The 25584-nt window shown below is 42.8% G+C and carries 12 protein-coding genes; 4 read left to right on the top strand and 8 right to left on the bottom strand.

What is annotated here, in order from left to right; genetic code table 11:
* Positions 1–13 precede the first annotated feature (13 nt).
* From BM176_RS26580 to BM176_RS26610, 7 genes are all read right to left on the bottom strand, one after another.
* Positions 14–1243 carry a glycosyltransferase gene (locus tag BM176_RS26580; protein WP_090107447.1) on the bottom strand — a complete coding sequence of 410 codons (1230 nt, stop codon included), beginning with the start codon at positions 1241–1243 and terminating at the stop codon, positions 14–16.
* A complete protein-coding gene (locus tag BM176_RS26585; RefSeq protein ID WP_090107448.1) occupies positions 1222–2037 on the bottom strand; it encodes an alpha/beta fold hydrolase in 816 nt (271 codons plus the stop codon). Before BM176_RS26585 ends, BM176_RS26580 begins: the two co-directional genes overlap by 22 nt.
* A complete protein-coding gene (locus tag BM176_RS26590; RefSeq protein WP_090107449.1) occupies positions 2028–2327 on the bottom strand; it encodes an acyl carrier protein in 300 nt (99 codons plus the stop codon). The genes BM176_RS26585 and BM176_RS26590 overlap by 10 nt, the downstream gene beginning before the upstream one ends.
* The gene (locus BM176_RS26595) at positions 2315–6520 is read right to left on the bottom strand and encodes a type I polyketide synthase (RefSeq protein WP_090107450.1); all 4206 of its coding nucleotides are present in this window, start codon (positions 6518–6520) and stop codon (positions 2315–2317) included. The genes BM176_RS26590 and BM176_RS26595 overlap by 13 nt, the downstream gene beginning before the upstream one ends.
* Positions 6521–6542: 22 nt before the next feature.
* Positions 6543–13487, bottom strand: coding sequence for a type I polyketide synthase (locus BM176_RS26600; RefSeq protein WP_090107619.1), 6945 nt, complete (start codon positions 13485–13487; stop codon positions 6543–6545).
* A gap of 717 nt (positions 13488–14204) precedes the next feature.
* On the bottom strand, positions 14205–14954 hold the full coding sequence (locus BM176_RS26605; RefSeq protein WP_090107451.1) for a DUF6515 family protein: 750 nt from the start codon (positions 14952–14954) through the stop codon (positions 14205–14207).
* Positions 14955–15128: 174 nt separating this feature from the next.
* Positions 15129–15785 carry a GIY-YIG nuclease family protein gene (locus BM176_RS26610; RefSeq protein WP_090107452.1) on the bottom strand — a complete coding sequence of 219 codons (657 nt, stop codon included), beginning with the start codon at positions 15783–15785 and terminating at the stop codon, positions 15129–15131.
* Between the two features lie 270 nt (positions 15786–16055).
* On the opposite strand from BM176_RS26610, the gene BM176_RS26620 reads away from it, so the two are divergent.
* From BM176_RS26620 to BM176_RS26630, 3 genes are read left to right on the top strand one after another with little or no spacing between them, the layout of a single operon-like run.
* Positions 16056–17783 (top strand): McrB family protein, encoded by a 1728-nt coding sequence (locus BM176_RS26620; protein WP_143097938.1) that lies wholly within the window; start codon positions 16056–16058, stop codon positions 17781–17783.
* Between the two features lies 1 nt (position 17784).
* Positions 17785–20028 (top strand): DUF2357 domain-containing protein, encoded by a 2244-nt coding sequence (locus BM176_RS26625; RefSeq protein ID WP_090107455.1) that lies wholly within the window; start codon positions 17785–17787, stop codon positions 20026–20028.
* Between the two features lie 17 nt (positions 20029–20045).
* Positions 20046–20942 (top strand): aldo/keto reductase, encoded by an 897-nt coding sequence (locus BM176_RS26630; RefSeq protein WP_090107456.1) that lies wholly within the window; start codon positions 20046–20048, stop codon positions 20940–20942.
* A 26-nt stretch (positions 20943–20968) separates the two neighbouring features.
* On the opposite strand, the gene BM176_RS26635 is transcribed toward BM176_RS26630, so the two are convergent.
* The gene (locus tag BM176_RS26635; RefSeq protein WP_090107457.1) at positions 20969–22540 is read right to left on the bottom strand and encodes a S41 family peptidase; all 1572 of its coding nucleotides are present in this window, start codon (positions 22538–22540) and stop codon (positions 20969–20971) included.
* A gap of 476 nt (positions 22541–23016) precedes the next feature.
* On the opposite strand from BM176_RS26635, the gene BM176_RS26640 reads away from it, so the two are divergent.
* Complete coding sequence (locus BM176_RS26640; RefSeq protein WP_090107458.1) at positions 23017–25305, top strand: GH92 family glycosyl hydrolase; 2289 nt, start codon at positions 23017–23019, stop codon at positions 25303–25305.
* Positions 25306–25584: the final 279 nt, after the last annotated feature.

Here is a 25584-nt window from a genome sequence, read left to right on the forward strand (position 1 = left end):
TGTGTCTTTATAATTAATAAAAGCGGTTGCGGTAAAATGCGAGGCTATGATATGGCTGTAGCTGGGGTACGAGTTTTTCCAGCAGGTTTGCAGCTGTAGTAGCACCACCGGATTTCTCAAAGGATTGCTGAATTCGTTGAGCGGCTTTTTTGTATGCCGGGTTGCGGATAATTTCCCATACAGCTGTTTGCAGATGTGCTGCTTTGAACCGTTTATAATTCAGCCTTAAACCGCTTTCTACCTGGATTACCCGGCCAGCTACGTGCGATTGATCATATGCAATAGGGATCACCACCAGGGGCAGACCATGTGACAGGCTTTCACATACAGTATTATGCCCGCCATGACATACAACTGCATCCAGATGTGGTAATAGTTCCAGTTGTGGTATTTTTTCCTGTACAATGAAGTTATCCGGCCATTCTTCAAAAAGAGACTGATCAGATACTACGACTACAGATATCGGTTCATTGCCCAATGCGTCGATCACTTTCTGAAAGAATTCTTTCTTATAGGTATGATCGAAGGTGGTTCCGATAGAAACCAGGATCCGGGGATGATCGCCGATGTGGTAAAGTCTTTCCCAGTTGAAGGAAGTAATAGCTGCCCGGTCCCGGATTACAGGGCCAATGAATTTATATCCGGGAGGCAGTGACATGTCGCCAAAGAAATCTTTCGAGGTAAAGATCATGGTAAGAGCATCAGAGCATACAATGGATGTATCATCCGGTATGCCAAGTTCCTGTTGCAGGGCAACGATCTGTTTGATCTCCCATTCGTGCACACCGGGAAGATCTTCCATCATTTTAACAGCCGCAGGTGCTGTTACTGAAGTAGCATAGGGGATCTGCTTTTTGTAAGCAGCAATGGCGCCGGAAAAAAGCTGATGATCATTAATAACCACATCCGGCCTGAAGGTTTCCAGCAGTGTGGTTATACCTTCGAACATGAATCTGTTAAGGGGTATTAATACCTCTTCGTATAAAAACTTGATGCTTTCTATACCGGATACATTCTTTTTGGTGATCTGATCCAGATATTGTTCACTGTCTCTTTTCTCAGTATCATTCTGGTCATATTGCACCAACAGGAGTATACCTCCCTGGGGTAAACGGGTTTCCAGTGAAGCATCGAGGCTTATCCAGCCTACTTCGTGCCCTCTTTGTAATAGTTCGGCACCCAGGCTCAGTGTGGGGTTAACATGACCTGTAAGGGGAGGAACTATGAACGCAAACCTTGCCATATTCTGCTATTGATTTGTTTGAATTTGATCTGCCATCCTTCAAAAAAGTCTTTCAGCCTGTTAGCAATTTCTTCCGGTTGTTGAATTGGAACATTATGATCTCCGTTTACGAAGACCAGTTTGGATCTTGTTATCTTATCATACAATTTCCTTCCCGAATCAGCGCAGTTGGACGCTTTGCCATACAGCAGCAATGTATCATGCGATACATGACTGATGGTTGTATCGGAAAAGAATGCTCTTTCGTTGTGCATGTCTGACTTGATAGATGTTTCATTGAAAAGGTATTCGTACATCTTGTGATTTTTATCCAGTTGTCGCTTACCCATACGCATTTTCGTAGTATCAGTAAAGTTGTTGATGTAGTCTACAAGGAACTCTTTACTATAGATGTCGATCATACCGAGTGTTTCATCATCGCTGGGGTCAGGAGCTTCTATCACTGCCAGTTTTTTTACCCTGCCGGGATAGCGCATGGCCATCTTTAGTGCAACCAGTCCGCCAAAACTGTATCCTGCCAGGTATACTGATTTTAGTTCCAGTGCTTCCATAAGAGCCAGCAGGTCGTCTGTCATAGTGTTAAGATCGTATCCGGTTTTCGACTTCGCACTCATGCCATGGCTTTTCATGTCGTACATCACTACATGAAAGTTCTGCGCCAGGATAGGAGCGATGTTGAAGTAGTAGACGGATAGATTACTGAACATACCATGAATCAGCAAAATGGTTTCTTTAGCCCCTTTATTCAGTTCCTGAATGTGTACTGTGGCGTTGTTTACTTTGATTACTGGCATGTTTCGATGTGGTTTATGATGTCATCCAGTTTAAGGTTGATCAGTTGATCCAGACCCATGCCCGAAAGCCAACCGGTAAAATCAATGTGTTCTCCAAAATGCGCTTTCACTTTTTCTGAAAATGATACAATTTCAATACTGTCCATTTCCAGATCTCTGGTAAAAGAGCTTTCCCTGGTGATATCCATTTCTTCTACGAACTCTTGCCCGATAACTTCGGTGATAAATGTTTTCAATACAGCCAATATTTCTTCGCTGTTCAATTTTCTGTGTGTAATTACTGTGTCCATCCTATTATATAATTATTGTGTTTAATTGTTTTTATGATAACGTTTTTAATCCTTAGAGTGTCTCCGCTGATCTCTTCAATGACATATGATTTAGGATTTCCTTGTAGGCCTTTGCCAAGATATTTCCCGTATGCTTCTTTTGCTACCCAGCAGCGGATGATCCATTCTGTGTGGTCTTTGTCAGCAATTAATGCCAGTTCACTTTCATGAAAAACGAGATCATTAAAGCCTGTATTTTTCTCACTGATTTCTTCTATGTCTATTCCTACAGGTGTATCAAAGCGGGCAATTCCTACAGCATCTGTGTTTTTATGGGCGATAGAAATATGGATGCCATTAGTCATCAGTCCATCCGTAAATGGTTTTCCTGTTGCATCTGTGCGCACCTCAAATTCTATGGGGTAGTATGCTTCATTTTTCTGCTGTTTCAGCAGGGCTCTTACCGCATCTTTTACCGCTACCCGGCTGATGATTCTTTCTTTACGTTTGTTGGGCAGCAGTGCCTTGACATATGTTCTCTCTGTTTGATTAAGATATCTTTTAAGAATAAAATCCCAGGATACTACGCGTTGATATGCATTGTGAAAGAAGAAGATGCCTGGTGCTATTTCTTGAGACATCCTATTATGTAAGGGTGACATAGAAATGCGCCAGAGTGTATCATCTATTTCAAGGCGCCTGTTCTGCCATCCGGTGATCACCGCCCATATTTTGTTATCTCTTTTCAGGATAAAGTTGGCAGTGGCAAATTCATCATTCAGTTCTGTAAGTTCACAGGTACATTCAAAGGTGCCCTGCTGATCCTGCATATCGCCGTGGAAGGCTATTTCCTGGATTTTTACAGGAAATGCAATGCGGTCTTTTTCCAACGTAAGCTGCAACCAGAGGCCAAACAACTGACCTGCATTATCCAGTAAGGAACCTTTGCCGGTACTACTTTCTATAATGCCGGTAATGCCTTTATCTCCCATAGTGATTATCTTCCTGATTCCCTGGTATGCCGGTCCGTGAAACATATTTTCTTCATAGATCTGCTGAGGCGTTATGGTGATGGGTAAAGGAGTGCCGGCACTTAAAGACTGTATTGATGGCTGTGTATATTTTGATGATAGTTCTACTGTTGCATTCGCATAATTTTCCAGGTTCAAGGTGATATGTGTAGCATCCTGCCATTCGCCTTTAATTGTTTCTGTAAAGGGCGTAGCTACTTTCATCCATTGGAAAACCTGGATATGAGAGATCTTCTGCACTATTTTACCGGGAGCATTTTCTCTTGCTATGTCTGCAAAAAGTTCAAAGATCATTGTCATCGGGATCACGGGATCCATATCGTCCGGACAATGCCATCCCGGCTTTTGCCTGATCAGCGCATGATCTATCAGATAGGGGCTGTTTTCCAGTGAAATGTTCAACTGGTGGGAAACCGGTTTGAGAGGTGCTGGTTTGTCATTGAATAGTGCAATGATTTCTTCCTGAATAGCGGTTATCTCATCACAGTTTTCGAGGAATGCCTTCATAACCGGTGCACCAGTGGGTTCAAATACCGGCACTGTTTTCCTGACGGACAAGTTTTTGAGGGATACTAAATCTCTTACCAGCGGAGAACCAAGCTGTAATTTTACAGGGGCCGATTTTGGCTTGTTCTCTATTCCCAGGAAAGAATAATTAATTTCTTTCCCTTCAATGAATAGAGCTGCCATTACCCGTTGTAACTGTTCTATCCCTGATCTTACAGGTACGTTGGCGGCAATGGCACTGTATGTTTTGTTTTTAAGAGTGTCATCTACAAATCCGATTAATCCACCGGAGCCTGCTTGTATAAATACCCGCGCACCTTCATCATATAATTTCTCTGTTAGTTCGCGGAAACGCACGGGTTTTATAAGATGATCAACGCTCAGATCGCGGATTGCTTCAAGTGTTTCCGGATAAAGATCCAATGTGGTAGCGGACCACAACGGAATGGTTGGCTTCTTAAAGTTAACCTTGTTAATTCCTGTAAATAAAATCTCCAGTTTGTTTTCCATGAAAGGAGAGTGAAAACCTGACTGGAAAGGTAATATCTGATGAAAAATCTGTTCTTCTCTGAGAATGATCATCAGCTTTTCTACTGCTTCTCCGATGCCACAGAGGATGACCTGCTGCGGACAGTTATCCATGGACAGATAGAGCTCTTTGATATCTTTGAGAAAGGGCGCTATCCGCTCATAACCACAGCCAATTACCAGAAACTGTGCATCCTGTTGTTCAAAAGATGCAGGGTTTAACTCCTGTAGTAGTGCCAGCACAGACGATTCTTCTGCCATTCCGGAAGCTCTTCCCGCCAGCCATTCTCCCAGGCTATGTCCTGCATTCAGATCTGGTAATATCCCAAGCTGTTTCAGTGCAGTATCCATGATCCTGCTCTTTTCAAGAAGTTGTAGTGCTGAATCAAATACGCCATCTGTAGTGGCTTGGTCAGACTCAAATCTGGGCAGGTTGAAATGTGCTGCAACGCTGTCCACTTCACCTCCTGATAATCCGTCGAGCCCTGGGAAAAGGAAGGCGACTTTACCGCCTTTGCTTATCAGTGGATCGTTCGTGAACCAGATATCCTGTTTATTTCTCCAGGGAAGATTCCTGCTTACAATTTTGATAGCTTTCTTAATACGTTCAGGAGTGGGATTGAATAATGCAATCCTGTAATTGCCGCGCCCCGGATCTGTTTCATTTCTTTCCAGTGCTTTGATGAGTGTATCACTATCTGCTCTGGCCAGCAACAATACATCTGCTTTTGGAGCGGGTGTAAATCCATTGAAGATGGTTCTGACAGGGTCACTAAAGCCTTCCACTACTACGTGAGCGTTGATGCCTCCGAAGCCGAAAGCGTTGATGCCTGCACGTTTGGGAAGGTCCAGCAGGTTCCAGTCCAGTGTTTCCTTTACAGGTTCAAAGCGGGTTTGCTGCATGATCTGTAAAGGTTCTTCACAGTGAAGGGTAGGAGGCAGTTTGCTATGATATAATGATAATGCTGTTTTGATGAGTCCTGCTATACCTGCTGCGGGCATAGCATGACCGATCATGGATTTGACGGTACCGATACCTGCTTTGGGTAATCCTTTGCCGTTTCCGAATATATTACTGAGTGTTTCCAGTTCTGTTTTATCTCCGAGAGGTGTACCTGTGCCGTGAGCTTCAATGTAGCCCACTTCCTTTAAGTCTATCTCTGCATTTTGCCATGCCTGGCGGATCGCTTTGGATTGTCCTTTCAGGGATGGGCTCATTACGCTGGTGCCGGCGCCATCACTGGATACACCGGTGCCTTTCACTACAGCATAGATCCGGTCCTGGTCCCTTATGGCATCTTCGAGCCTTTTCAGTACTACGAAACCGCATCCTTCTCCTATCAGCAAACCATCGGCCCGCTGATCGAAAGGACGAATCTGACCGGCTCTGGATAAAGCACCCAGTTGTGTAAATATGCTCCAGAAGGGAGCATTCTGACAAACATGCACGCCTCCTGCAATGATCATATCAGACCTGTGAGAACTTAATTCCTGAATGGCATGATCAACTGCAATCAGTGAACTTGCACAGGCAGCGTCGATAGTATAGGCCGCGCCGCCCAGATTCAGCCTGTTGGCAACTAATGAAGCTACAAGATTAGGAATCAGCCCCATTGCTGTATCGGGGCCGAAACGCCCCTTTTTCAACTGGAACTCTTTTTTCACTTTGTCCAGGTCTTCACTTTTCAGATCGGGCAACAGCGTTTGCAGTACCTGTACAATTTGTTCTCCGGTTCTTACAATTTCTATTGCCCTGGTGGCACCCGGACCGGTATAATTTCCTTTTCCTATGATGATGCCTGTTTTCTCCAGATCTCTTTCCAGAACACCTGCATCCTGTAATGCCTGTTGGGCCAGTGCGAGCGTAAGCAGTTGTTCCGGTTCAGTACCTTCTACAGCTAAGGGAAGGATGCCGAATTGAATAGGATCAAAAGAAGCAAATTCATCTATAAATCCGCCGCGACGGCAATAGAAACGGTCTACTGCGTTCGACAAAGGATCGAAGAAGGATGCGTCCAGCCGGTTTTCAGGCACAGTCTGGATAGCATCTTTTTTGTTTATAATGTTGTGCCAGAATGTTTTCAGATCTCCTGCACCGGGGAAAATACCGGACATTCCTATAATGGCTACGTCAACCTGGGTTTTCATTCAGATAGTTTAGGGAGTGAGACTATTCAGCCATGATAAGCACCTGGCTTTCATTACCGTACTTCAGTTCGTTCACAAAGATTTCCATGCCGTCCTTTAGGGGAATCAGCGGGATACCTCTGCGTTCATATTCTTTCTCCAGGGTAGGAGATACCATGCCGGTTCCTTTCCACGGGCCCCAGTTGATAGCAATCACTTTACCTTTCAGCGTTTTTTTCAGCTCCCATGCGTAACGGTCCATTACACTGTTGGCTGCTGCGTAGTCTGTTTGTCCGCGGTTACCATATACGGATGCAACGCTGGAAAACAGGATTACAAATTGCACATCGGGACGTAGTTGTTCTGCGAGAATTCTAAGTGGTGTTACTTTTGTAGAGAATACCCTTTCGAAAGAGTCTGATGTTTTTTGCTGGAATAATTTATCCTCTAATAATCCTGCACCATGAATCACACCATCTATCCTCCCGAATTCTTTATATACACTGCTGATAAGATGGCTCAGTTCCTGTTCATTCCGGAGGTCCAGAGTATGATAAGTAACAGTTGCCCCATTGGCTTCCAGCGAAGTGATAGTATGCAGGATCTGGTTTGATTTATGAATGTCTGATGCTCTCTTTTCTATTTCAGCAGGTTTGGTGAGCTGGCCTTCTGCAATGAGTTGTTTTTTGATATCCTCTTTACTGTTGAAGGCAGCATATTTATTTTGCCCGTCATTACGTGGATCTGCAGATCTGCCTACCAGGATATAATGACAAGGGTAATCTTTAGAAAAGCGGATCATCAGTTCTGACGTAATCCCTTGTGCGCCTCCGAGTACCAGAATAACGCCGTTCTTATCCAGCTGGATATTCGGAGTATCTCCTGTGGGGATTTGTGAAGGGATGAGTTGGAAGATATGCCTCTTGCCATCCTGGTAAATCACTTCTGATGGTTGGTCCGGATGTTGGATCTCATCAAGTGCGATGGAGGCAATTTCTTCGGGAGACAGGATGCCCGTAAGACTAATGCTTCTGCACTTAGTTTGTTCCCATTCTATATCCAGGCTTTTAAAGAAGCCGGGATATCCCTGGAAATGCCTGAGTTGTTTGGTATCGGATGACGAAGTTTGTTCTATACCGGAGATGGCATAAATCCATTTCACGTTTTTCGGATCCAGTTTTTTAATGGTAGAGAAAGCCGTTAAGATATCCTGTCTGTTAGGAGTAGACAAAATATCAAGGATAATCAGTCCGTTATATCCTTCCAGGGAATCATTAGCAGTAATGATATTTACTGATGCTCCCTGTTGTTCCAGCAGTTTTTTGATAGACAAGGCCACTTTGCTGCCATCATCAGTGATCGCAAACTTTTGATCGGCCAGTTTTGCCGGAAGGATATTTTCAAAATAGGAAGGAGCTAGTGCAAACCGTATACGGGATAATACTTCTTTGGTTTTAGGGATAGGAGTCTGCTCTATAACCGTCACCGCTGTTGCTGTTTCGGCAGGCATATTCCCAACAATCCAGTTCACTAATCCGTTTAATGTTTTAATAGCAGCCAATGCTTCAGTTTTATCTTCGCCCTGATTAAATCCTCCTATTTTAACTTTTAACTCTCCGAGAATTTCCATCCGTTTAATGGAATCGATACTCAAATCAGCTTCCAGGTCAAGATCCAGTCCCAGCATTTCCTGCGGATATCCTGTTTTTTCGCTGACAGTGAGCAGGATGGTACTTCTGATATCCTGTTCTGTCCAGCCTTTTGCAGCTGCCGGTTGCTGAACGGCGTGTTGTAAAGAAATGCCACCTGTATCAGGGAGGCTCTGATCCACATTATCTGCGATCCACTGTAATAATCCATTCAGGGTCTTTATTCCTGCAAGTTGTTCTACCACGGCTTCATCACTTTTGCCGGCAGTTTTAAAACCACCTAATTGTGTTCTCAGTTCCCCGATAATTTCCATCCTCTTGATAGAATCAATACTCAGATCTGCTTCCATATCCATGTCCATGCCCAGCATTTCATGGGGATAACCTGTTTTTTCGCTTACAACTTCTATCAGGATCTTTTTCGGATCTCTCTTGATATTTACATGAATTGTTTCCTGATGAACAGGAGCCTGCACTGGAATAACTTTTGCCGGTGCTTCCTGTATTATCTGCGGCTGACTAAAAGATTGAGGTACATGGCCCATAAAGCTCAGCATCACATCTCTTTGTGCCTGCATCATGTACTTCATATTACTCAGGTATTCCTGTACCATGTTTTCTGCACCACCATTAGCCGTTACAACTGTTCTTATTTCACTGCCTTTTAACTGTAAAGGTTCAGTAATGGGCAATGCTCCATGAGCAGGCAGCTTACCTACTGATGGTACGGATAATTGTCCGTTTACATACCATACTGTACTACTCTTTTTATATTGTTCAGGAGTATCTAATTGCAGCTGCTGTGGCTCTCTGCCATCGAATAGTTTTTCCAGTTTTACATCCCTGCCACTGGCAATGTATCTCGCAATAGTGGAGAGTAATTGATTGAACGCATTTTTATCTTCAGTATGTAAGATCAGTTCATCTTTACCAATGATGGCTTTTGTAAGCCCGGATAATACTTTACCCGGACCAACTTCTATAAATACCCTGGCGCCGGCTTTATACATTTGCTCTACTTCTTCCGTAAAGCGAACTGGTTTAACAAGATGATCTGTCAGCAGTTCCTTAATCTCTTTAGCAGCTGCCGGATATACCTTTGTAGTAGTATTGGACCATACCGGTATAGATGGAGTATTAAAAGATACTTTACTGATAGCTGTTTTATACAGCGCCTTAGATTTTGATAATAAAGGACTGTGGAATGCACAGGCAACTTCCAGTTGTTTATAAGATATGTTTGATTGCTTCAGTTGTTCCATCAATCGCTCCATATCCTTTGTGGTACCGGCCAGTACCCATTGTTTCGGAGAATTATGATTCACTGGATACACCCCATTCTCTTCTTTTGCAATGGTCGATAATTCATCGCCGGAGCAGTTCACAGCAACCATCACACCCTTATCATCTTCTATTGCATCTAAAATTGCTTTAGCTCTTTTTTCTGAGAGTGATACCAGTTCGTTTTCTGCAAACACATTGGCAAAACATAAAGCGGGTAATTCTCCATAGCTGTGTCCAGCCACCATGTCCGGCTGAATGCCCAGCTCTTTTAAGAAGTTGGCAATGGCGAGATCTACGATGCCTAACAGCGGTTGAGCAACACGGGTATCTTTGATCTGCTCTTTTTGTTTTTTAGCAGCATCCTCATTGAATACCGCATTCGGGAAGAGGATCTTTTCATAGGCAGGATTGTTTTTCAGCAATCTGCGCATGGCCGGAAATGCAACGAACAGTTCTCTGGCCATGTTGATCCGCTGGCTGCCCTGTCCGGGGAACAGGAATGCCACTTTACCTTCCAATGGCTGTGTAGCATAGATCTCTTTCGCGGTAGCACCGGATAATGCAAGTTCTATTTTCAGCATCAGGTCTTCCCTGTTACTTGCTACGATAGATAAAAGGATGGGCTGATCGTTTTTAACGAGCAGGCTGTAAGCAATATCTTTCAGGGAGATGGTATCATTGTTCTCCAGGATGGCACGTACAGATTGTAACAGTTGTTTCATGGCGGCTTGCGTATCTCCCCTGAATACGAAGAGTTCTGCAGGCCATGATTTCATAATGGTATTGTCTTCCGGTTGGTTCCCTTCATTTTCTATTACCGCATGGAAGTTAGTACCACCAAAGCCGAAGGCGCTTACACCTGCCAGCCGTTGATCATCCATCCATAACCCTGCTTCAGTATTAAATAGGAAGGGGCTGGTAGATGCATTATAATAACTGTTAGGCGCTTTTATGTGTAGGGTAGGAGGTTTAACACCGTGGTATACAGAGAGTGCAGCTTTGATTAGTCCTGCCAGTCCGGCTGCACATTTGGTATGCCCTATCTGTGTTTTTACGGAACCCAGGTGTGCTTGTCCGGCCACTGCGCCCGACTGGATCAGCATATCGGAGATAGCACTTAATTCTGTTTTATCGCCTACTACTGTGCCGGTACCATGTGCCTCTACGAGGCCCAGCGCGGCAGGGGATACTCCACTTTGTTCGTATGCTCTTTCCAGTGCTTTTATTTGCCCGGCTTTGCGTGGAGCAGTTAGTCCCAGACTCTTGCCATCACTTGAACCACCTACTCCTTTTATTACTGCGTATATTTTATCGCCGTCTCTTTTCGCATCGGCCAGTCTTTTCAGCACCACCATAGCAACTCCTTCTCCTAATGCAATACCATCAGCTGCGGAGTCGAAAGTAGCGCACCTGCCGGTTTTAGACAATGCATGCGTACTTGAGAACATCAGGTAATCGTTGATCCCGTTGTGAAGATCTGCGGCACCTGCCAGCACCATGTCTGACTTTTCGAGGATCAGTTCCTGGCATGCGAGGTCAATTGCCGCGAGGGAGGAAGCACAGGCTGCATCTACAGTATAGTTTCTTCCTCCAAGGTTCAGCCTGTTGGTAATGCGACCGGATATAACGTTGGCGAGTACACCAGGGAAGGAATCTTCGGTCAGTTTAGGTAATGCATCATCCAGTTCTGCCGGCATTTCGCCAAAAATCTGGCGGTACAGGGAGCGGAATCCATAGTTATTAGCCAGGTCGTTTCCTCCTTCTGCACCAATGATTACAGATACATCTTCCGCATTAAAATCTTTATTGCCATAGCCTGCATTTTCAAGTGCCTGTTTGGCTACCAGTAAACTCAGTAATTGTGTAGGATCAATTGCCGCGAGTGACTGCGGAGGAATCCCGAAGGCAACCGGATCAAAGTCGATCCGGGGAATGAAGCCACCCCATTTAGAAGGTGTTTTATTACCATCAGTAGATTCCTGATCCCAGTATAATGATTTATTCCAGCGCTCATCTGGTACTTCAGTTACGCAGTCTTTCCCTTCAAGAATATTACTCCAGTATTCTTCAATATTTTTTGCACCAGGATAAATGCAGGCCATACCTATAATGGCAACGTCCAACGCTTTCTCAGGAGCATATAACGGTGCCGGCAAAACGGCTGCCTGGATATGTTTGAAGTTATTTTCCGCTACCTCTTTATGTAATTCGGTCATGGAAACGATCTCATTCCTCAATGCAGCTACCTGCCCGATCATATACATTCCATCATTTACCTGCTGTTTGAGATCAACTGTTACCAGGTCATTCTCTTTCCTGTCGAGACCTTTTGCCGCGATTCTCAGTCGACCAACATTCAGTTGTTCCAGGCGTCCCCATATTTCTTTTTTATCCAGATTCTCCGTAATTAATCTGCGTTTCTCTTCATTGAAAAAATGTGTAAAGGGCGATTGCAAACACCGGGTTTCATGACCGGGCGCAGTTTCGAGTAACACGGTACTAGTATGAGAAATTGCCTGATCCTGGAATTGCTGGAGGATGGCGCCTGATTCAACAGCCTCTTTTGTGTAGATGTAGGCTGTACCCATCAGTACCCCTATTTTGGCTCCTTTCGTTGCCAGTGGCGCTGCCATTACGGAAATAAAAGCGGTAGACAGGGAATCGTGGATACCACCGGCAAAGAAGATATTCAGTTGATCCGCATGATCTTCGAGTAATAAGCGGTCTATCTGTTTCTCCCATAACACCAGGCTGGATAAGGGGCCTACGTGGCCGCCGCATTCCCTGCCTTCGAAAACAAATCTTCTGGCTCCTTCTTTCAGGAACATATCCAGCAATGAAGCGGAGGGCACATGCAGAAAGGATTTGATACCCATTTGTTCCAGTGCTTTGGATTGAGAGGGCCTGCCGCCGGCAATCAATACAATGGGAGGTTTCTCTTGTTTAATATATTCTATCTGCTCGTCGCGCAATTCCTGTGGTGCAAATCCAAGAATCCCTACACCCCAGGTTTTGTCGCCGGCCAGTTGCTTTGTTTGCTGGATGAGCTGCAGGGCACTTTCTCCCTTTAATAAGGACAAGGCCACAAATGGTAATGCACCCGCATTGGCCACTGCTTCAGCAAAGGCAGGTACGTCACTTACCCGCGTCATGGGTCCTTGTGCAATAGGATAAGGGATATTTAGTTCCTGTGCAAGCGCATTTCCCGGACTAATTACATTTAATGTCTTTGCCTGGTGGAGGTGGCCACGGATGCCTTCCAGCATACCTGTAATCAGTCTGCTGAGTTTTTTATATCGTTTAACCAGATCGATTGAAATGGCAATGTCTTGTCCCAATGGGAGTAAGCCTTTATCCAGATCAATAGGTCCAAGGTATTTTTCCAGATCTGTATATTGTGCATTTTCAGGGATAACAGGAGAGTTCGGGCGAACCAGTACACGAAAGTTATCAATGATGCGGGTTTCATTGCCATTTAATTTCTCACATACATTTTTGATGGCTGCGGGCGCATTGCATTCCGGGAACAGCACCAACTGGCTGTCCAGTATTACACCTTTTGCACCTGTAGCAATGAGTGCTGCAGTGGTATGGATACCTGCACCACCCTGTACCCATATATTCGTATTAGGTAGTGCTTTCACTACCTGCTGGAACAGGATGTAAGCAGATTCTTCGCCGGTTTTGCCAGCGCTTTCATTTCCTTTAACGATGATCCCATCAGCCTTGTCTGCCTTTGCCAGCAAGGCTTCGGAGAGGTTGTGCACCTGATAAAAGAGTTGTACGTTTTTCCTGGTTGCCAGTTTAATGCCATAGGGAGCAATTACAATGGAAACCTGTTCCGGGAGGGGGAGATCTGAAAGATCTGATGAGGAAAAGCATACTCCAAAATTCTGTTCGCTTTTCAGGGTTAATTCTTTCAGTGCTTCAATGGCAAGAGCCTTGTTGCGTCCAAGGTGTAACACGGGAAAAGCTTTTGCTTTTGCCAGGGCCAGTGCGAGTTTTACATCAGGACTTTCAAAGGGGGTGATCCCGATAATAGCAGGTGTCTTCATATGGGTTTTGATTTTGGTTCCGGGCATATTTTGCCCGTACCATGATTTAGGCAATCATCGTGTTATTTAATACCGCTGTAATACTTTACTTTTTCTGTTGAATCCGGGATGCCTGGGCTACATGTATACAAAGCAATCCCATCCTGTTTTTACGAACTGGAATGTGTTTTCATAATGTGGAGTATATAAGGCTAAACTGCCAGATTCCCGAACATAAACAATTGCAATGGCAGCAGAGTGGTTTGATGCTTTTTCGACATGTTGAAAAGACCTGTTACCGGGTTTATTAACAGCATAAAGAAATAAAAGGGGGTGAAAAGATTATCCTTTTAAGGCATCAATACGTTTACAACAATTGAACATGACTTAATTGAACTTGAAAAGAATATAACAACTGCACAAGGGAAATTCCCTGCCGGGCTTCTTTTTTTTGATTGCGGGATAAGGGCTCCATAAAAATAAAATAAAGATGGTTATCGATTATTCTGAGATACATTAAGAGCTAGGCACTCATAAATGTTAAAAGCTAGTTAAAGCTACTGAAATATTCTCAATAAAAGAAGCATTGTGTGGAATTTTAGACACAATCGTAACAGAAAGGTAATATTTGTTAATTTGTTATATTAAAGAATGTCTTTCACTTTCAGCTAAAAAAGACAAGTGGAATATAGCAGCGAACTACCATATTCCACCCATAAAATTTGTTCTCCCTATTACTTAATTCTCTGCCGACATTTTACCTACTACTTTGTAACCTCTGGAATTATCCGGATTTGTTACTTCCTGGTAATACATCCCATCAGGAGAAACATATAATTGCTGGCCATTAATTTCTACTCCTCTTGAACCATCAGGCAACTGTGCCATCACCTGCTCCTGTGGAGGTGCTGTATTATTCTGCGGTTGCTCCTGCTGCTGATCTCCTGTATCCAGTTGTCCGTCCTTACCTACTACCACATACTTGGTTACATTATTTTGCTGCACTTCCTGGTAGATGGTTCCGTTCTTCTGATAATAGGTGTTACCGTCTATTACAACCGTTTTAGCACCTTTAGGAAGGGAAGGAATTACTACTCCCATTGGAGGATCTACTACCTGGTATTCTTCATTCTTTTGCTGATCGTAATATGGCTGGTAGAATGTACCGTCGTAATAGTAATACGGGCCAAAGCCGGTATTAAAAGTCAGGAAGCCATAAGGCAGTATACCGATACGGAGCCCTATTGGAGGACCGTAAAAGTAAGGTCTGTAGTAATAATGGGGCCCATAATATCTGGGGCCATGATAATACCCCCCGCCGTGGTAGTAACCGCCGCCACCATAAAAACCACCGCCAACACCGACAGATACCCTTCCTCCAAATGATGCGTGCCCTCTTCCCCCACCGCGTTGAGCGGATGCGCTGTTTACTGCTAAGATGCTTACAAGGGCCATAAGCATTGTCAGCATATATATCCTGCTTTTCATTTTCTTAATTATTGCATGTTTATAGTTAGATATCTATCTAACGTTGAGGTTTAACAAATAGTCTATTTTAACATTTTATATTGAAGAGGTCGTAAAGAGATAAAGTCATCCTTCGTTCATCCTTCGTTTTTTAACGGAGGATGAACGAAGGATGACTTTATCTCTGCAGGGAACTTAATATAGCTGATTTCTTAATATGCGTTTGATCATCTGAACAGTAGTACGGCTTATCTGTCCTTTGTACCTTTCCAGTATGGCTGATTCGCTCATACCGCAGCCAAGGTCATTTACAATCTCCAGCCATTTGCTCAGGAATTCGGAATTGGGGGTACGGTATTTTAACAGGCGGCGTACAGTTTCAATCACAGCTTTGGCTACCGTGCCTTCATGTAGTTCAAATACTTCATCTGTATTTAATCCAAGTTCAATATCCTGGGCTACACGGGAGTAATCCTGCAGGTACTTTTCATTAGCTTCCATTACCTGCAACAGCGGATTATCACTGTAATGAATTACTGCATACTTCCTGGCCTGTTTATGCAAATTGGTTAATGCATAATTGCGGGCAATGTTATCGCAGATCACGAGATCGTCTTTGCTGAGTTCGAACCACTCACCCTTTACTCTTTTGTGCTGGAAAATGATGTGAAGGCATTCCTCAAGGTCTGACATGTTTGCAGAGGCATATTGCCTGACCACGCGAAACATAACGGGTAGATGGGTATGATAGGATGCCAGTCTTTTCTGAAGATCGCCGGTTTTGCCGATCTTATAAAGGTTCTTTCCTGTGTTAATGATATAAACACATTTGCCGATCTGTACCTGCTCCATAAAGAATAATTACAAAAATGGGTTAATGACAATCATTCGAGCCATTCGACCAAGGTTATACGTGCAAAATGTAGAAAAATTTCCAAAAAAAATCAATTTAGGCCAAATGCTTATAAACAGAGGGATACATAAGTTTTTCATGATTAGATAATTATCGATACAATATGTCTGTTGTCAATATGATGATTTTAGTTACAACATATTGGTAATCATCGATTTGTATGTTTTTTGTGTACTGGTAAATCTATATTTTTGCTGTAAACATGCAAGATGAAGAACGTTAAAATATGTGAAATCAGGCAAGGGAGCAGGAGCAATTATCCTCACCTCATATCCAATGATGAGAAATATCTTTTCTGTTGCTCTCATCAGCTGGGTGATTACAATACCGGTGACATGATCTTCTGTATCCATAAGCCCAGGAATAAAGCATTTTTTACAGTATTTACGGGAGAGGAAGTATATACCCTGCCTAACTTATCTACAAATGAATGGGGCTTTGAATATGAAGGGCAAACGTATTTCGCCAGAAAAAATGATGTATTACAAAAGCTGCGTGTAATGGATCAGATGATTATACCTCCCGGATGGGATTGGAGAAGGCCATTGGGTCGGAACCAGATTTATCCTCTCTGGAATGCAGAGATTAGCAGACCTAAAGACAGACTGGCAAGGGTCAATGACTTACAATTAATATTCAGAAAGGGAGACGCATATGAATTGCTGGAGTATTGTAATAAGGAGTTGCTCTTACGCACAGAAATACCGGAGTGTTCTGAAATAGAAGAAGAAATTTCTTTATACGGAACTCCAAGCGTGTATGAGCCTGAAACAGACTATCAGGAGGAAGAAGTTGCCTGTGTAGAGACAATCCCGGCTACCATAAAATTTAATGATAAATACCGGCAGGTTTTAATGGCGATCAAAACTAAGCCATTTGTTCTACTGGCAGGGATAAGCGGAGTGGGGAAAACAAGATTAGTAAAGTCTCTCGCATATAAAGCATGTTTTGAAAAAGAATTGCAGCATAGTGATAAACCGGGAAATTTTGAGCTGATAAAGGTAAAGCCTGACTGGTACGACTCTTCAGAGCTAATTGGTTATGCCACACAGAGGGCTGGTAGCCTGAAATATAATGTTACAGCTTTTATGCGCTTTATTGTAAAAGCCTGGTGTTATTCACATGTACCGTTCTTTTTATGTCTGGATGAAATGAACCTAGCCAAGGTGGAACAATATTTTGCAGAGTATCTGAGCATTCTTGAAACCCGGCAGTTCAATGATGGACGTATTATTTCGGAAGCTTTTATTAGCAGCGATGATATACAGTTGTATAGCGAAGAAGATGCCTTATTCTGGCGAAAAATAGGATTGAAGGATAATGAACCACTATGCCTGCAGTTTCTTTCATCGGGCATTACACTGCCTCCTAATCTTGTGGTAGTTGGTACTGTAAATATGGATGAAACTACCCATGCTTTTAGTCGTAAGGTACTGGACAGGGCTATGACAATAGAGATGAATGAGTTTAATATGAAAGAGGGACTTGAAGTATCGGATGATAACGGGGAATACACGACAAACTATATCAATGCAGAATTTTTAAATAACAAGTTTCATGATGTAAATACAGCCTATCATAAGCACCTTGATGTTAGTCGTAAAGTGATAAAAGAACTGGAAAATATAAATGCTGTATTACTTAATTCCCATTTCAGATTTGCCTATCGCGTAAGGAATGAAATACTGATCTACTGTGCACATAATGAGGAATTACTGCCACCGGATACACCGCAGGATAATTGGTTAAATATCTGCCTTGATGAAATGATCATGATGAAAATATTATCAAGGATTGAGGGTAATGAGAAAAAATGCATGCATATAATTAAAGAGTTGCTGCAAAAGATTAAGTATAAGTTTCCGGCGAGTTCTAAGAAACTGACACAAATGCTGCACCAGCTAAGTAATTCAGGATACACCTCATTTTGGAATTAATATGAATATAATAATAATTGATCACGCAGATTTTTTGCTGGAGATTTCACAGGAATATATGGACGCGGAACGTATTTTTTCTGAGACATTCTATAAAGCAAAAAGCAGAAATACAGAGAAGTATTTCGCAACAGCATATTCATTTTCAGATATGCCACTGCTAAGGGACTTTTCTATAATAGACCCGAAAAGCTGTATGGCGAAAAACAGGCAGATAGAATCTGCCAACTATCCGGTTTTCTTTGAAAATACGCAATACCTGATCTCCATTGAATTTATAGGAGATATCTCAGAACCTAAAATCTATTCAAAGAATAAAGAGGTAGAACGCGTTTTTAAAGTACAGTATACTAAACATGGGTGTCCGATTGTTTTTGGCAATCTCGAATTCAGAAACTGCATGGGTTCTTTTGAACTGAACATTAATTACGTTAGGGGAACTATTCCTAAAACGGTTGTTTTCCGGTTTGATGTTTTCTCTGCAATGGTGGCCTTAAAGAGAGATGTTCCATTGATGATAAAGGATATTGAAAGGATTTATCCCCGTCTGATCCTTGATTATATTAAAATTACAGATCATTCCTTTTATAATATTTCCGGAGAATATCATGAGATTGTATGGTGGATTGTTTTTGACAATATCTACAATAGCCTCCTTAAACATTTTCAGTATATTTTGGACCATCCACATATTTCGGGAACAGAAAATAAAGTATGGGGAAAAGAGGAGCAGGTGAGTTCTCCTAAACCGGCATTGGCGGCAAAAATGAGCAGGTTTAGAGGTAATCCCCATAAGTTTTTTATGATTCCCAGGGGAAGGAAGCTGGAAGATAATAATGATAACCGTGTAGTGAAATTTATTCTTCGGGATGTCATTAATAAGTTTCGGCAAATCTATCCGTCTGTAAAAAAATCCGAGTCAGGTAAACGAATGTCAAATGAGTATAAAGGGCAATTGGAATTTGTGGAGAAGGCATTATGGGTATTACAGGACGATCCTTTTTTTCAATCTGTAAGTGATATAAGTGAGATCAGGACAATGTCGCATGTATTATCTCTTAAATCAGGATATGATGGGCTGCTGGATGACTGGAAGAAATTAAATGAAGGATATGGATTGTTTGAAGGGCTGAACGCATTGGAGCTAAAAGATAGTCCTTATGTATATAAACTCTGGTGTTTCCTGAATATGGCAGAAGTAATTAAATCATTGGATTGTGAACTGATTGAGATGGTAAAGGTTCCGGAACCAACGCTCGCTCAGTTTGGTTTTTTGCCGGATAAGAAGATGAACGCCAGATTCAAGTTTAAATTTGGGAATGGTGATATACTGGAATTAAGTATGGAATTATCGTACAATGATAAATATGATGAGAACAACATTGAAGCCTTCCGTCCCGACATTATTTTAAAAGTTCAGAAAAGGGATTATCCCGCTAAAACGTACCTCACCTATCTTTTTGACGCCCGTTACAGAACAGTAGAATCAGAAAATGAAGATCAGCCGGATCTTCCACATCCTATTGATCTGGTCCGTATGTATTATTTAAGAAATAAAGTAAATGACAGTGAGTACAAAAAGAACAGGCAGCGTACAGAAGTAATGGATACTGTAGTTTTTTACCCAGGGCAGGGAACACTGAAGCAGTTTAAAAATCTTATGGCTCAAAATGAGCAGGAAGGAGTGAGAGGGATAGCATTAAATCCGGGACAGGTGTCCACCAATTCCCTGATCAGAGATTATATTTCCAATATTGTCAACAAGGATGTAGCCACATTATTTAAGGAAGCTTATCATAACACAAGAACGGATTATAGGAAAGAGGAAGTATTTATATTCATTCCCTATATAGCAAAAGGCAATACCAGTCTGATAAATTATCTGAAAGAGACTAAAGCCCCCTTGTTTTGTTTTGAAAAATTTCTTCCGTCTCTGGGAAACGGTTTGCTCGGGTATTGTGCACCGTATATTGAGGGGGAAGGCATCCCTGTAATATATGAAATTACGGGTCATGACTGGAAACCCCGGAAAGAGGTATATCCGCCTGATCATGAGTTATTTCAGGAGAATAATACTGAGTGCCTGGTATTAAAACTTAAGCATAAAGAAGCATTGAAAGAGCCTTTTCAGATTAAAGGGGTGGTTAAAGCAATGAGATATACAAGGATGAAATATCTCAATAAGCCGGTTGATGGGTTTATAAAAACAATCCCTGAAAGGGAAACGCTAACAAGAAATTCATAAATACTTAACTTAGGAGTATGAATTACAGAATCCTGGGCAACTCTAATCTTGATATCAGTGAAATCGGGTTTGGTTGTATGTCATTAAGCAATAATACCGCGGAGAATATTCCCCTGGTGAATGCTGCATTGGACAACGGTATCAACTTTTTCGATACCGCCGATCTCTATCAGCATGGACATAATGAAGAACAGCTTGGTAAAGCCCTGGAAGGACGAAGGGAAGAGGCCATTATTGCCACCAAAGTAGGCAACCAGTGGAAACCTGATGGCAGTGGCTGGGAATGGAATCCAGGTAAGGATTATATCATGAAAGCTGTTGAAGGCAGTTTACGCAGACTGAAAACAGACTATATCGATCTTTACCAGTTGCACGGTGGTACCATGGAAGACCCTATAGATGATATCGTCGCTACTTTTGAACTGTTGCAGTCACAAGGGAAGATCCGGTATTATGGAATCTCCTCTATGCGGCCGAATGTGATCCGTGAATATGTAAAACGTTCAAACATAGTGAGTGTAATGATGCAATACAGCCTGCTGGACAGACGTCCTGAAGAAAGCATGTTGCCATTATTGCATGAGGAGCATGTAGGCCTGCTGGTAAGAGGAGCCATTGCCAAAGGACTGCTGGCTGGTAAACCGGCTGAGCCGTACTTCAGTTATAAAGAAGAAGAGATCTCAGCCGCTGCGAAGGCCGTAGCTTCCTTGTCTGGCAAGGAGCGTACGCCGGTACAGACTGCCCTGAGATTTGTATTGGAACATCCGGCAGTAAGTTCTGCAGTGGTAGGAATAAGAACGCTGCCGCAATTAGAAGAGGCTTCCGTTGTTTCGAAAACCCCTCTGCTTACGGCAGCGGACATACAGGTATTGAGGACTGCACTCAGCATTAATTATTTCGATCAGCACAGGTAATTACTTTACCTGGCTTTTAGTCTGTCTTAGTTTTTCAGGCGTTTACCCAGCCTATAGTCCACCATACCATTAAAGCGTGGGGATGCTATTGATGTTGGGAGAGAAGCCCTCAGATTGAGTGCGCTCTGTGTTGCAAGACGGGCACTGGCAGATGTTCTTGTGAAACTTCCGTTGCTTATATAGTTGAATATATAATCCAGGTTGTCGTCATGGGAATTGCCCCAGGGTACATTGATATAATCATTTGCCTGCTGGTCTGGTGCAATTCCTGAAAAATAACCACCTGTATGGTTAGCATTCTCAGTCGCAAAGTTAATTGCGTAAAGGTCGGCCAGGTATTTCTCGGTATGTGTGCTGTCATACTTTGAAATAGTAAATGTGATGAATCCCACCGGTTTGCCATAAGTACTGTCTCCCACCAGCTTCACATTCATGTATGGTTTGAGGTTGTTCAGCGTCAATTCACTTGCAGAAGCCGTATTTTTTGTTGTAATAAAGAATACATTATTGAGCGAAAAGCCTCCCGTGCTGGCTGGGAAGTTAACGCTGGACTCCAGCCCGGCATATGACATGTTGGTCGTTAGCTTATCATTATAGAGATAATAATACATTGGTTTACCCGCAGCTGCGGCAGGAGCAAGTACGCTATCCAGGTATTCTGCCGTAGTTACAGATCCGCCGCCATTATAACGGAGATCTATAATCATATTTGTGACGCCTGCCGATTTAAACTTGCTGAATAAGGCATCCAGTACTGTTTTGGTATTGGTATACGCTCCTTTTGTATTAACAGTGCTGGTGTAAGTATAGAAAACGAAATATCCCACTTTTTGTCCGCCAACGGTGAAAGTAGTATCAAACAGTACCGGGTTGATATTGTATGATCCGGCGTTGATAGTGTAGGTATCGCTTGTATTCGTAGTGCCTTTGGTTACTTTAAGGGTAACAGAGGTTGATTTGTAAATAGCATTAATAACTTTGGTAGTATGGGCTCCGGTAGAACCGTCGTAAGAGATTGCGGTATCTCCGTTGATTGCGGTGATCTCATCACCACGTGTCAGGCCTTGTAAGCCTGCCGGGGAGTTTTTATCCGCATACAGAATGTAGAGGTATGTTTTAGTACCATCTGAGGCATAACTCACTTCCATTCCGTAACTGCCGGTAGCGCTTACTTTGGGATTTACCTCAGAAACGCCATCCTGTAATGCGGTAGATAAATCGCCTGTACGGTCCAGGAAGCTATATCTGTCCAATGCAGTGCTGCCTGTTCCTTTGGAATATGTTTTCATGACAGTCAGCAGGTCTTCTGCGGTTACATAGGTGCTGCTCACCGGGTCCAGGGTAGGCACATTTGAATACCAGTAATAAGTAGGAAGGGTAGTAGTTGTATTACGGCCACCATCTACATAGGTTACCTGCATTGTCCGGTACATAAGATATTTCAGGGAATCTTCATCTGTAACAGCAGTCGTGGTAGTGCCGGTACCATTGTTATCCTGGCTGGATTTGGTATCCTTACGGCAGGCTACGAACATGCTGCTGCAAAAGGCACTAACGAGCGCCACTCTTAAAGCGACTGAGGTAAAAGATCTATTCATGATATAATTTTAAAACATATGGAAGATTTGGGGTCACATGACACCGAAATAATGATTGTCGAACATTCATCTGTAATACAATGGCCATTTTCGAACTTTTGACTTGACATAGGCAGAATGATTGCCAGGCATTGCACCAAAAACGTCTTACTATTAATTATCCCTTTACAAACTAACGACAGAATGTGTTTAATCGGTATAAAAAAAAGTATATACTGATTTTTAATCGGTGAATGCCTATAATCAGTCGATTTGACTCTTTTTTTATAGGTAAAGTTTAGTCTGCTATCTATAATTGATAGATTAATTTTTTTTCGAAAGAAAATACACCCCTTTTTTGCTAATGCTAAAACAATTTAGCCTTACTGCTGGCGCTAATATGCCATTTAGGCCGTTTATAAAATAAACCGTATTTTATCCCTTGAAAAGCTATTTTTACAGACTTTATACATGCTAAAATTCCAGAAGATCTCAACATGAAAACATTCGTTTTTTCCGCCCTTATGCTGGCTTCCTGCTGCGTAAAGGCTCAAACAGTGAACAGCGTAGCTGATCCCGTAGAGTGGGTAAACCCACTTATGGGAACTGCCTCCAAAGGCTCACTGTCCACCGGTAACACCTATCCGGCCATTGCCTGTCCATGGGGCATGAATTTTTGGATGCCACAAACCGGAAAAATGGGAGACGGCTGGGCTTATACATACGATTCCGACAAGCTCCGTGGTTTTAAACAAACCCACCAACCCAGCCCCTGGATCAATGATTATGGTCAGTTTGCTATTATGCCTGTAACCGGCAAGGTAAAGTTCAATGAGAACGAACGGGCCAGCTGGTTCTCCCACAAGGCTGAGATTGCCAAACCTTACTACTATAGTGTATACCTGGCAGATCATGATGTGACCACCGAAATCACACCTACAGAAAGAGCGGCGGTTATACGCTTTACTTTTCCTAAAACAGACAGTGCATTCGTAGTGATAGATGCTCTGGATAAGGGTTCCTACATAAAAGTGCTGTCTGCTGAAAATAAAATCATAGGTTATACCACTAAAAACAGTGGTGGCGTACCTGCTAATTTCAAAAACTACTTCGAGCTGACCTTCGACAAACCCTTTACCTATGTAGCCACTTTTACAAACGGTGTGCTGAAGCAGGGACAGGCAGAAGCAAAGGAAAACCATGTAGGCGCCGTGATCGGTTTTGCAACCATAAAGGGTGAAAAGGTAAACGTAAAAGTAGCTTCTTCCTTTATCAGTCCTGAACAGGCTGCCCTGAACCTGAAACAGGAAGTGGGAACCAGTTCTTTTGATGTAGTGAAAGCAAAAGCAAAAGAAGCCTGGAACAAAGAACTGGGCAGAATAAAAGTAGAAGGCGGTACTTCTGAGCAGGTACGCACTTTCTATTCCTGCCTGTACCGGACCATGCTGTTCCCCCGTAAGTTCTACGAAATGGATGCACAGGGTAAAGTGATGCACTACAGTCCATACAATGGCCAGGTATTACCAGGGTATATGTTCACAGACAATGGTTTCTGGGATACATTCCGCGCTACCTTCCCATTCTTTAACCTGATGTATCCTTCCATGAACTCCCATATTATGGAAGGCCTGGTAAATGCTTACAAAGAAAGTGGCTGGTTGCCTGAATGGGCAAGTCCCGGACATCGCGATTGTATGATCGGTTCCAACTCAGCTTCTCTTATTGCAGATGCTTATTTAAAAGGTGTAAGAGGCTTTGATATCAATACTGCTTATGAAGCTCTCATTAAAAACAGCAATAACGAAGGCCCGCTTACTTCTGTAGGTCGTAAAGGTGCTAAATACTACAATGAACTGGGGTATGTGCCTTACGATGTAGATATTAATGAGAATACTGCCCGTACACTGGAATATTCATATGACGACTTTACCATTTACAAGCTGGCAAAGGAATTGAAACGCCCTGCTGCTGAAATAGAAAGATTTGCCAAACAGGCCCGCAACTACAGAAATGTATTTGATCCTGAAACAAAGCTGATGAGGGGTAAGAATAAGGATGGCAAATTCCAGGTGCCATTCAATCCTTTCAAATGGGGCGATGCATTTACTGAAGGTAACAGCTGGCATTATACCTGGTCTGTATTCCACGATATCCAGGGATTACAGAACCTGATGGGTGGTAAAGATATGTTTGTGAAGATGCTGGATTCTGTATTTACGATGGCCCCTGTGTATGATGATAGCTACTATGGCGGTACTATTCATGAGATCCGCGAAATGCAGATTATGAACATGGGACAGTATGCGCATGGTAATCAGCCAATTCAGCATATGATCTACCTATATAATTATGCAGGACAGCCATGGAAAACGCAGTATTGGGTGAGGGAAGTAATGAACCGCCTGTATACAGCTACGCCTGATGGTTATTGTGGTGATGAGGATAACGGACAAACATCTGCCTGGTATGTATTCAGTGCATTAGGTTTCTATCCGGTTTGCCCTGGTACACAACAGTATGTACTCGGTGCTCCGTTGTTCAAAAAAACAACGGTTCGCCTGGAAAATGGCAAGGAACTGGTATTGTCTGCACCTAACAATAGTGCAACTAACCGTTATGTGAAGGAGGTGAAATTTAACAATGCTCCTTATGCCAATAACTGGGTAGATCACAATGCGATTATGAAAGGCGGTGTAGTTACTTTTGATATGGATGCTCTGCCAAACAAGAACAGAGGTACTGCTGATAAAGACGCACCTTATTCTCTTTCCCAGGAGTTGAAATAAGATTTCAGAGGCTTTATATGTTGAAAAACAAGCCTTGAGATAAAAAGGCTAATAACTTTAAAATGGGCGTATCATACTTCTGATACGCCCATTTTTTATTCAGTTACCTCTCCCTCGTGAATAGCTATTTATGACTAATACAACCTGCAGGGATCTTCCTGATAAGTTCTGGGAAAGTTCGGAGAGTCTTCGGAGAAAGTTCGAAGTGTCTTGAAGGATTGATAGGTGGTTGATAGGTGTTTGGTCGGTGGTTGATCGGTGGTTGATCGGTCACGACCG

Origin of the sequence: Chitinophaga sp. CF118, from assembly GCF_900112615.1 — a bacterium.
Lineage (GTDB): Bacteria > Bacteroidota > Bacteroidia > Chitinophagales > Chitinophagaceae > Chitinophaga.